Origin of the sequence: Marisediminicola senii (assembly GCF_011057645.1) — a bacterium.
Classification (GTDB): domain Bacteria; phylum Actinomycetota; class Actinomycetes; order Actinomycetales; family Microbacteriaceae; genus Marisediminicola; species Marisediminicola senii.
Genome location: NZ_JAALGE010000070.1, coordinates 1 through 9,806 on the forward strand (window position 1 = coordinate 1; position 9,806 = coordinate 9,806).

General features: G+C 68.5%; 9 protein-coding genes and 1 tRNA gene. 4 read left to right on the top strand and 6 right to left on the bottom strand.

Annotated elements, in window-relative coordinates:
* Window positions 1-131: 131 nt before the first annotated feature.
* The 3 genes from G5S38_RS14565 (at window position 132) to G5S38_RS14575 (ending at window position 3,662) form a co-directional block, all read left to right on the top strand.
* Window positions 132-2,591 carry a transglycosylase domain-containing protein gene (locus tag G5S38_RS14565; RefSeq protein ID WP_165070157.1) on the top strand — a complete coding sequence of 820 codons (2,460 nt, stop codon included), beginning with the start codon at window positions 132-134 and terminating at the stop codon, window positions 2,589-2,591.
* The gene (locus G5S38_RS14570) at window positions 2,588-3,553 is read left to right on the top strand and encodes a metallophosphoesterase (protein ID WP_165070159.1); all 966 of its coding nucleotides are present in this window, start codon (window positions 2,588-2,590) and stop codon (window positions 3,551-3,553) included. The genes G5S38_RS14565 and G5S38_RS14570 overlap by 4 nt, the downstream gene beginning before the upstream one ends.
* Window positions 3,554-3,588: 35 nt before the next feature.
* Window positions 3,589-3,662 (top strand) — tRNA-Pro (locus G5S38_RS14575).
* 131 nt (window positions 3,663-3,793) lie between these two features.
* Here G5S38_RS14575 and G5S38_RS14580 read toward each other — a convergent pair.
* The 6 genes from G5S38_RS14580 to G5S38_RS14605 form a co-directional block, all read right to left on the bottom strand.
* Window positions 3,794-4,498, bottom strand: coding sequence for an NADPH-dependent F420 reductase (locus G5S38_RS14580; protein WP_165070161.1), 705 nt, complete (start codon window positions 4,496-4,498; stop codon window positions 3,794-3,796).
* Window positions 4,499-4,577: 79 nt separating this feature from the next.
* Window positions 4,578-4,760, bottom strand: coding sequence for a hypothetical protein (locus G5S38_RS14585; RefSeq protein WP_165070163.1), 183 nt, complete (start codon window positions 4,758-4,760; stop codon window positions 4,578-4,580).
* A 99-nt stretch (window positions 4,761-4,859) separates the two neighbouring features.
* Window positions 4,860-5,519 (bottom strand): thymidine kinase, encoded by a 660-nt coding sequence (locus tag G5S38_RS14590; RefSeq protein ID WP_165070165.1) that lies wholly within the window; start codon window positions 5,517-5,519, stop codon window positions 4,860-4,862.
* Window positions 5,519-6,175: a DNA-binding response regulator gene (locus G5S38_RS14595; protein ID WP_235929103.1), complete on the bottom strand. Its 657-nt coding sequence runs from the start codon at window positions 6,173-6,175 to the stop codon at window positions 5,519-5,521. Before G5S38_RS14595 ends, G5S38_RS14590 begins: the two co-directional genes overlap by 1 nt.
* A 220-nt stretch (window positions 6,176-6,395) precedes the next feature.
* On the bottom strand, window positions 6,396-7,874 hold the full coding sequence (locus tag G5S38_RS14600) for a malate:quinone oxidoreductase (protein ID WP_165070176.1): 1,479 nt from the start codon (window positions 7,872-7,874) through the stop codon (window positions 6,396-6,398).
* A 122-nt stretch (window positions 7,875-7,996) separates the two neighbouring features.
* The gene (locus G5S38_RS14605; protein ID WP_165070168.1) at window positions 7,997-8,686 is read right to left on the bottom strand and encodes an SGNH/GDSL hydrolase family protein; all 690 of its coding nucleotides are present in this window, start codon (window positions 8,684-8,686) and stop codon (window positions 7,997-7,999) included.
* Between the two features lie 71 nt (window positions 8,687-8,757).
* On the opposite strand from G5S38_RS14605, the gene G5S38_RS14610 reads away from it, so the two are divergent.
* Window positions 8,758-9,806: ABC transporter ATP-binding protein (locus tag G5S38_RS14610; protein WP_165070170.1), on the top strand; the 1,049-nt coding region annotated here is incomplete at its 3' end.

Consider the following 9,806-nt stretch of genomic DNA (forward strand, 5'->3'; position numbering starts at 1 on the left):
CTCACAGGACCGTCTCCTGTGTAGATTTTTTTTTTTTTAAAAGAAAAGGCGGGAATCCGAGTTGCGGGGGCGGGGGGGGGGGAGGGAGTTGAGTAAAAGAGACGGCCGGGGGGGGCTTTCCCACCCCCGCCATGATCACTCCAGCACTCGCCGTCACGACGGCGACCGCCAACAGCACGGTGGGCATCTTCGAGGACCTGCCCGAGTACATCACCATCGACCAGCAGTCGCAGCGCAACACCCTGTGGGCGACCCAGGGCGGCCAGCAGGTGCCGTTCGCGCAGGTCTTCGACCAGAACCGGCAGGAAGTCGCCTGGGACGAGGTGTCGCAGTTCGCCAAGGACGCCGCGGTCGCCGGTGAAGACGAGCGCTTCTACGAGCACGGCGGGGTCGACGTGGCCGGGATCGCCCGAGCCGCCGTCAACAACATCACGTCGAGCTCGACGCAGGGCGCATCCACGCTCAGCCAGCAGCTCGTCAAGAACCTCTTCATCCAGCAGGCGCTGACCCTCGAGACCGAGGAAGAGCGCATGGCGGCATACAACGCCGCGCAGGAGAGCACCATCGACCGCAAGCTCCGCGAGGCGAAGCTCGCCATCGGGCTGGAGAAGCGCTACACCAAGGAGCAGATCCTCCTCGGCTACCTGAACATCGCCGGCTACGGCGGCAACACCTACGGCATCGAGTCCGCCGCCCAGCAGTACTACTCCACCAGCGCCAAGGACCTCACCCTCGCGCAGGCGGCGAGCCTCGTCGCCATCGTGCAGACCCCGAACCTGCGCAACCCCGGCAACCCCGAGAACTGGGAACGCAACCAGGGGCGCCGCGACGCCATCCTCGGCAACATGCTCGACCAGGGCATGGTGACCCAGGAACAGTACGACGAGGCCATCGCCACCCCGGTGAACGAGACCACCGTGCTGCTCTCGGAGCCGGCGAATGGATGCATCAACGCGACGGCCGCGAAGTACTTCTGCGACTACGTCATCAAGAACATCAAGAACCTCGAAGCGCTGGGAGCGACTCCGGAGGAGCGCCAGGCGAACTGGAAGCGCGGCGGCTACGACGTCTACACGACCATCGACCTCGACCAGCAGGCCAACGCGACCGATGTCGTCATGGCGAATGCCCCCGCCGACGAGTCGCGGTTCCAGCTCGGCTCCGCCGTCTCCACCGTCGAGGTCGGCACCGGCCGCATCGTCGTGATGGCACAGAACAAGGAGTTCAACGACAGCGCCGACGGCGGCGGGCCCACGGCCACCGCGGTCAACTTCAACACCGACCAGGAATACGGCGGATCCTCCGGATTCCAGTCCGGCTCGACCTACAAGCTGTTCACCCTCGTGGAGTGGCTCGAGCAGGGCCGCGGCCTCCAGGAGTCCGTCGATGGCGCCCAGAAGACCTACACGAACCGGATGCTGCCGTCTGAGTGCGCCCCCGGAAACGCCCCGTTCCCGGTGTTCAACGACAGCAGGCAAGACGCTGGCCGCATGAACGTGCTGCGCGCGACCGCGGGTTCCGTGAACGCCGCGTTCTACAGCATGGCCGGGCAGCTCGACCTGTGCGACATCCGCGACACCGCCAAGGCGATGGGCGTGCACCGTGCAGATGGCAACGAGCTGCAGACCTTCGGGTCGATCGTGCTCGGCACCGACGAGGTCGCCCCGCTGAGCATCGCGAACGCCTACGCCACTGTCGCCAGTGGCGGCATCCTGTGCCAGCCGATCGCCGTCGACCGTGTGGTCGCCGCCGACGGCACCGAGCTCGCCGGGCAGAACGCCCAGTGCTCGCAGGCCATCGCCCCCGAGGTCGCCGCAGCAGCGGCGTATGCGCTCGAGGGCGTCATGACCGGGAACGGGACCGGAGCCCGGGCGAACCCGCGCGACGGCACAGCCCTGATCGGTAAGACCGGAACCGCAGACGCCTTCCACACCTGGATGGTCGAGTCCAGCACCGAGGTCGCCACCGCTGTCTGGGTAGGCAACATCGTCGGCAAGCAGAACCTGCGTCGCATCAACGTCGGCGGCGTCAGGGCAGGCGACATCCGCTACGCGATCGCCCGCCCGATCATGGCCGCGCTCAACGCGAGCCCGCTCTACGCCAACACGGTCGAGTTCCCCGACCCGCCGCGCGCCCTCCTCAACGGGTCCAGCGTCACCGTGCCGTCGCTGATCGGCCAGACGCCGACCGCGGCCCGCCAGCAGCTCGAACGCCTCGGCTTCGACTACGTCGACGGCGGAACCGTCGCATCCGAGCGCCCGGCCGGCCAGGTCGCCGCGACCAACCCGCCGGCGGGCACCCTCGCCAGCCAGGGAGCGCCGATCACGGTCTCGGTCAGCGACGGGTCGCTCGCCGCCACCGTGCCGGATCTCGCCGGGCAGAGCCAGCGCGACGCCATCGGCACGCTCGAGGAGGCCGGGTACGACCCCGCCAGGGTCAGCTTCGTCTACACGCAGGGAGACGACGCCCAGCGGTGCCAGGTGACCGGCAGTGACCCCGCAGGGGGCACCGGCGGATCGACCGACGTCGACATCACGCTGAACGTCAACGGCGGCGCGATGGCTGACGGCGCCGCACCGGACTGCTCGTGAGCAGCGCCTCCCGGAGCGCGACCGGCGGCCTCGTCGCCGCCGCCGCGCTCGGGGTCGGCGCCGTAGCTTGGGGCGCGCTCGTCGAACGCAACTCGTTCACCGTGCGCGAGGAGACCCTCCCCGTGCTCGCCCCCGGCGCGCGTCCTCTCACGGTGCTGCACCTCTCCGACCTCCACATGGCCCCGTGGCAGGCCGCGAAGCAGGAGTGGGTGCGCAGCCTCGCCGTGCTCGAGCCCGACCTGATCGTCAACACCGGAGACAACCTGGGTCACGCCGACGGGATCGACGGCATCGAGTACGCGCTCGAGCCGTTCCGCGGCGTTCCCGGTGTCTTCGTCAACGGGTCGAACGACTACTTCGGCCCGCAGGCCAAGAACCCGTTCACCTACTTCAGCGGCCCGTCGAGCAGGCCCCGCCGACCGTCGACGCTCGATACCGGGCGCCTCGAGTCGTTCTTCACCGACCTCGGCTGGCTCGACCTCAACAACACGGCCCGCGCGATGACCATCCGCGGGTCGAACCTCGAGTTCGTCGGAGTGAACGATCCGCACCTCGGCTACGACCGCCTCGACCGCATCCCGGGGGCGCTCGACGACCTGCGCGAGAACGTCGGCTGGCGCGACGACGCCTCCGCCTCGGAGGTCGTGTCGATCGGGGTCACCCACGCGCCGTACCAGCGAGTGCTGAACTCCCTCGTCACGAACGGGGCCGATGTCATCTTCGCCGGCCACACCCACGGCGGCCAGGTGTGCGTGCCCGGGTACGGCGCCCTGGTCACCAACTGCGACATCCCGCGCGAACAGGCGAGTGGCCTCAGCCTGTGGCACCACGCCCGTCGCGCGGCCTACCTGAGCGTCTCCGCGGGCCTCGGAACGTCGATCTACGCCCCGGTTCGCTTCGCCTGCAAGCCCGAAGCGGTGCTGCTGACTTTGACCGGTGACGATTTCAGCTATTCTGGGTAGGCACCAGAGGAACCCCCGGGTTCTGACGGCGTGATCGGGGTGTGGCGCAGCTTGGTAGCGCGCTTCGTTCGGGACGAAGAGGTCGTGGGTTCAAATCCCGCTACCCCGACACAGGTGAATCACCGGCAGCAACACGAAACGCCCTCCACAAGGAGGGCGTTTCGTCGTTGTGGGCCGATTCGCAGCCTGGCGGCTAACGCGCAGTCGATCGAGCCAAGTGGATGCCGCGGCCGGCGTCACTCAGGCGGCGCGAGCCTCCTGCACCGACAGGCCCCGTTCCGACCGTGGAAAACGCTCCAGTGCCGCGCGCAGCCCCTCCGCGGAGGTGTTGGCACCGAACAGCTCGCTGCCGGGTTCGAGGCTGATGCTGTCGTGGAGGGTTCCCGCACGCACCGGGTCGAATCCGATGGAGTCGATGAGCCGCTCCACGATCTCGATGTCGCGCTCGTCGTCGCCCGCGAGAGCGATGGCCTTGCGCTCCGGCGAGCCCGCGGGGCGGGAGCCTGCGTCGAGGTCGTGGTAGCCCATGTGGTTGAACGCCTTCACGACGCGGGATTCGGGCAGGAACTGCTGCACCCGCTCGCTCGACGGCACACGGGGATCCGTGAGGTCGTCCCGGATGCCGTCGACCTCCCACCAGTAGTTCATGGCGTCGATGACGAGCGTGCCGGCCAGCTCGCGCTGCGGAATGCTGCGGTACTTGCCGAGGGGAAGGGCGAGGATGACGATGTCGGAATCCCTGACCGCCTCGGCCGCGGTCACCGGGTGCGCGCCCGGCGTGAGGATCTCGGTGATGAGGGCGATCCGGGAGACGTCACCGGATCCGGCGATGTCGACGCGGTAGCCGGCCGCAACCAGCAGGCGCGCCAGCACGGTGCCGACCTTGCCCGCACCGAGGATGCCGATCGTGGGCAGGGTGTGGTCGGTCGGGTTCGCTGTCGTCATGGTCAGGCTCAACGCCAGCGGTGGGGTGTCGCATTCCCTGCGCGGCGTCAGCCCGTCACGCGGCCAGCCCGTCGCGGCGTCAGTTCATGTTCTTGCGCGCCGCGGCCTGCACCAGCACGTAAATGAGCAGGAACACCGCCGCGCCACCGGTCGTGATGCCGATGACGGCGGGAACGCTGGTGCCGGAGGCGGCGGTGTAGGTCGCGATGGCCGCCGACGCGGCATCGTGGGTCGCGAGCGCGACGAAGAAAGGGGTAAGCATCTCGGGTGATCCTCGGGAATGAGCGCGCTGGGGAACGCGGACGGTCGTGCCTGTGGGGGTGCGACAACGTGGGGAGCGTCTCGCCAGGCAGGGTCAACCCTATATGTGTTCCCGGGCGCGGCGGCCGCTGTTGAGCACGCCGCCGCTCTCGTCGAGGTAGCATGCGCCGCACAGCGATTCGTAGCCGACGACGGCGTCGGCGGAACGCTCCGCTTCCATCGAGGTGTCGATCGCGACCTGGTCGCCGTCGAACACGAAGGCGTCGCCGACCTTGCGCGCGTTGAAGACCGCCTTGCGACCGCAGCGGCAGATGGTCTTGAGCTCTTCGAGCGAGTGCGCGATCTCGAGCAGCCGCCGGCTTCCGGGAAAGGCGACGGTCTGGAAGTCGGTGCGGATTCCGTAGGCGAGCACCGGGGTGCCGTGCTGGATGGCGATGCGCAGCAGGTCGTCGACCTGGGTCTCGCTGAGGAACTGCGCCTCGTCGACGAGGAGGCAGCTGACCTCACGGCCGGTCTCGGCGAGCACCCTCGCGCGTTGCGCCTCGAAGGCCTCCCAGGCGTCCGCATCCGGCGAGAGCACGAAGTCGACGGAGCGGCTGACCCCCAGCCGGGAGACGATCGCGGAGTCGCCCTTGGTATCGACCTGGGGCTTGGCCAGCAGGACCTGCTGGCCGCGCTCCTCGTAGTTGAACGCCGCCTGGAGCATCGCCGTACTCTTGCCGCTGTTCATCGCGCCGTACCGAAAGTAGAGCTTTGCCACTACTGCAGATATCCATCCTCGGCAGCTCGTCGGATGAGGTCCGTCTTCTTGCTGGCCGGTCGATCCACCCTGGTGTACTTTTCGCGCACCCGGCGGAGGTAAGTCTTTGCTGTCTCGTACTGCACGTTCATGCGCTGCGCGACCTCGATGGTGCTCAACCCCGATGCATACAGCGTAAGCGCTGTGGTCTCGCCGCTACTCAACTTGGGCTGCGTGAGCACCATCGCGCCGCCGGGCAGCGGCCGCCAGTCCTGCGGTTCGTACATACCCTTGGCGATGCCCATGACGGAGCGCGCGACATCCATCACCTCGACCATCGGCACGGTCTTCGACAGGAATGCTGCGGCGCCGGCCCGCAGCGCCCGCTCGCGCGACTCGTCGTCGTCGAGCCCGCTGAGCACGATGACCTTGGCCCCGGCCGCCCGGCAGGTGCGCACGCGTGCCTCGATCGAGATCGGTTCGCTGAGCTGGAAGTCGATGAGGGCGAGCTCGGTCGGAAAGTTCTCGCTGTGCACGAGCTGCAGCCAGGTGAGGGCGCTCAGCGTCAGGTCGAAGTCGGGAGCGTTGGCCTTGATCCAACTGCTCATGCTGTCGAGCAGCATCTCGTGGTCGTCGAGAATCGCCATTCGAACCCTGCGTCCGGTCGTGCCGGTCATGTCACTGCCTGCTTCCTCGAGGATCAGCCCCGCTTCACGCTAACGGAACGCGGCGCGGCGATCTGTACCCTTTTAGGGGCGAGACATCCCCCGAAACAAGGGGTGTGGATGCTGCGGCCGCACCCATTTGTGCCCCAAACGGGGTAGGCCGGGCCGTCGATGCGGACGGCACGCCACCGGCACGCACGGGTACGCCGCCCGCGGACGCAGGGTGACCCGCTCAGGCGATGGCGAGCACCGATTCGGTGGATGACAGCGTCGCTTCGGCTAGCCTCGGCTCGTCGGCCAGCTTCTTGCCGTAGCTCGGGATCATCTGCGCGATGACGGGAGCCCAGGCATCCATTCGATTCGGGAAGCACGATTCGAGGATGGTCAGCATGATGGGAACGGCCGTGGATGCGCCGGGCGATGCGCCGAGCAAGCCCGCGATGGTGCCGTCCTTCGCCGCGACGACCTCGGTGCCGAACTGCAGCACGCCCGTCTTCTTCTTGTCCTTGCGGATGACCTGCACTCGCTGGCCGGCGGTGATCTGGTACCAGTCCTTGGGGTCGGCGTTGGGCATGAATTCGCGCAGCGCCTCGAACTTCTTGCCCTTGCTCGCGAGCACCTGGGTGACGAGGTACCAGGTGAGGTCCATGTTGTCCTTCGCCACGGCGAGCATGGGGAGGATGTTGTGCGGGCGGATGGACAGCGGCAGGTCCATGAACGAGCCGGTCTTCAGGAACTTGGGGCTGAATCCGGCGTACGGGCCGAACATCAGGCTGGCCTCGCCGTCGACGACGCGGGTGTCGAGGTGCGGAACCGACATCGGGGGCGAGCCGACCGCGGCCTTGCCGTAGACCTTGGCCTTGTGCCGCGCCACGATCTCGGGGTTGTCGGTGCGGAGGAACTGCCCGCTGACGGGGAATCCGCCGAATCCGCGGGCCTCGGGGATGCCGGACTTCTGCAGCAGCGAGAGGGCTCCCCCACCGGCGCCGACGAACACGAACCGCGCGTTCTCGAAGTGCTTGGTGCCGCCGATCTCGTGCTTGAGGCCGATCTTCCAGCTGCCGTCGCGCTTCTTCTTGAGCGAGGTGACGGTGTGCTCGGTCTTGAGCTCCGCGCCGTTGTCGGTGAGGTAGTCGAAGAGGCCGCGGGTGAGCGCGCCGAAGTCGACGTCGGTGCCGGCCTCGAAGCGGGTGGCGGCGAAGCGCTGCGCCTTGCTGCGGCCGGGCACCAGCAGCGGTGCCCAGGAGCGGATGACCGAGGGGTCTTCGCTGTACTCCATGCCGGCGAAGAGCGGGTGGTCCTTGAGGGCGAGGTAGCGCTTGCGCAGGTACTCGACGTTGGTCTCGCCCCACACGAAGCTCATGTGCGGCACGGGGTTGATGAACGCCTGCGGGTCGGGAAGCAGGCCCTTCGCGACCAGGTGCGACCAGAACTGACGCGACACCTGGAACTGCTCGTTGACCCTGACGGCACTCGCGATGTCGATGCTGCCGTCGGGGAGCTCTGGCGTGTAGTTGAGCTCGCAGAGGGCGGAATGCCCGGTGCCGGCGTTGTTCCAGGGGTTGGACGACTCCTTGGCGACGTCGCTGAGCTTCTCGAAGATCGTGATCTTCCAGTCCGGCTGCAGTTGCTTGATGAGGGCGCCCAGGGTCGCGCTCATGACACCGCCGCCGATCAGGGCGACGTCGATCGGATCTTGGCTACTCACCAGGACAGTTTACGCGGGGGTGACTGGGTGTTCGCATCCGATTCGTTATCAGGCTCGCAAGAGGGCGTTCACCCGTGTGGCGCAGGTGTCGGGGGCGCTGCTGCCCTGCGGTGTGCGAGGCGGAGTCAGAGGCCGAGGCGCTGCAGTTCGGCGTCCATGCGCTCGGCGATGGCGGCGTATCCCTCGTCGTTGGGGTGCAGGCCGTCGGCGGCGATCCAGTCGGGGCGGCCCTCGATCCAGCGGGACGCGCCAGTGATGCGCTCCGCGTCGACGGCGGCCGCGGTATCCATCACCCACCCGATGATGGTGTCGACCGACTCCGGCCGTTCGTCGGTATACCAGAACGGTTCGACGACGATGATGCGCGCATCAGGCAGGGCGTCGCGGAGGCGTTCGAGGTCGGCGGGGATCTGCGCCTCAATGTCGTCGGCGCGGGTGGCGAACGAGAAGTTGTCGTTGAGGCCCATCGTGACGATGACCATGTCGGGGCCGCGCTCGATGATCTGGTCGAGGATGTCGCCGTCGCCTGCGGCGCCGCCGCGGTTCGTGACGAAGCCGAGGCCGTTGACGCTCGGGTTGAACTCGTTCCAGCCGCGGTCCCGGCTGATGATGGTCGACCAGCGCTGCGACGGGTCACTCGCGCCGGTGCCGAGCGTGTACGAGTCGCCGTAGAAGGCGACGGTCGGCCCGTCAGGGAACTCCTCGGTCGGGGCCTCGGCGGGCGGCGCAGAGAGCACGCCGGAGACCAGCACGATCGTGAGCGAGGCGACCACGACGGCGGCGCCCGCGATGGTGAGGGCGATGGAAGTTCTCATGCGCCCACGCTAGTTCGTGTCGTGGGCGGTGCCGGGCGCCTGGGCACGCGCCGCTACGGCAGGATAGGGGAATGGACACCCCCTCGGCGCCCCTGCTGCGCGTTCGCGACCTGGCCGTTTCGTTCCGCACGACCGGCGGCATGGTGGAGGCGGTGCGCGGGGTGTCGTTCGACATTCCGCACGGCGAGACGCTCGCGATCGTGGGCGAGTCGGGTTCGGGCAAGTCGACCACCGCGATGGCGGTGATCGGGTTGTTGCCCGGCAACGGCGTCATCACCGGCGGCAGCGTCGAGTTCACCGGGCATGAGCTCATCGGCATGCCGGAGTCGGGCATGCGAGCGATCCGCGGTGCCGAGATCGGCCTCGTGCCGCAGGACCCGATGTCGAACCTCAACCCGGTGTCGAAGATCGGCACGCAGGTGGCGGAGACGCTGCTCGTGCACGGCAAGGCGACCCGGCGCACCGTCGACCAGAAGGTCGTCGAGGTGCTCACCGCCGCCGGGCTGCCGAACGCCGCCGAGCGTGCCAACCAGTATCCGCACGAGTTCTCGGGCGGCATGCGCCAGCGCGCGTTGATCGCGATCGGCATGGCGTGCTCGCCCAAGCTGCTCATCGCCGATGAGCCGACCAGCGCGCTCGACGTGACGGTGCAGCGCACCATCCTCGACCAGATCGACCGCATGACCGCGGAGCACGGCACGAGCATGCTGCTCATCACCCACGACCTCGGCCTCGCCGCAGAGCGCGCCTCGCAGCTCGTCGTCATGAACAAGGGACTCATCGTCGAGTCGGGCCCGGCGCAGAGACTCCTCACTGACCCCCAGGACCCGTACACCAAGGCACTCGTGGCCGCAGCTCCCAGTGTCGCCGCCGTGCGCGCTCGCGCGGGGGGCGCGATCGTCGGGTTCCGCGGTGCCGGCGGCGGGGACGTCGTCGGTGGCGGTGCGGGCGGCGACGGCGTGGCTGCGGCCGCGGCATCCACCCCGGCGCCTGCCAGCGCGTCCGCCGCACGCGTCGCCGGCACGACCGGGGGGACCGCGACGACAGCCGACCGCACCGCGGACATCGTCGGGGTGCGGGGCCTGGCGAAGGGGGACCCGGGGCGCGGGGGCCGCGGGGG

Excerpts from the sequence above, each read along its gene's own strand:
- G5S38_RS14605 (WP_165070168.1), bottom strand. The coding sequence starts at position 8,686 with ATGAGAACTTCCATCGCCCTCACCATCGCGGGCGCCGCCGTCGTGGTC.
- G5S38_RS14585 (WP_165070163.1), bottom strand. The coding sequence starts at position 4,760 with ATGCTTACCCCTTTCTTCGTCGCGCTCGCGACCCACGATGCCGCGTCG.
- G5S38_RS14580 (WP_165070161.1), bottom strand. The coding sequence starts at position 4,498 with ATGACGACAGCGAACCCGACCGACCACACCCTGCCCACGATCGGCATC.
- G5S38_RS14565 (WP_165070157.1), top strand. The coding sequence starts at position 132 with ATGATCACTCCAGCACTCGCCGTCACGACGGCGACCGCCAACAGCACG.
- G5S38_RS14595 (WP_235929103.1), bottom strand. The coding sequence starts at position 6,175 with ATGACCGGCACGACCGGACGCAGGGTTCGAATGGCGATTCTCGACGAC.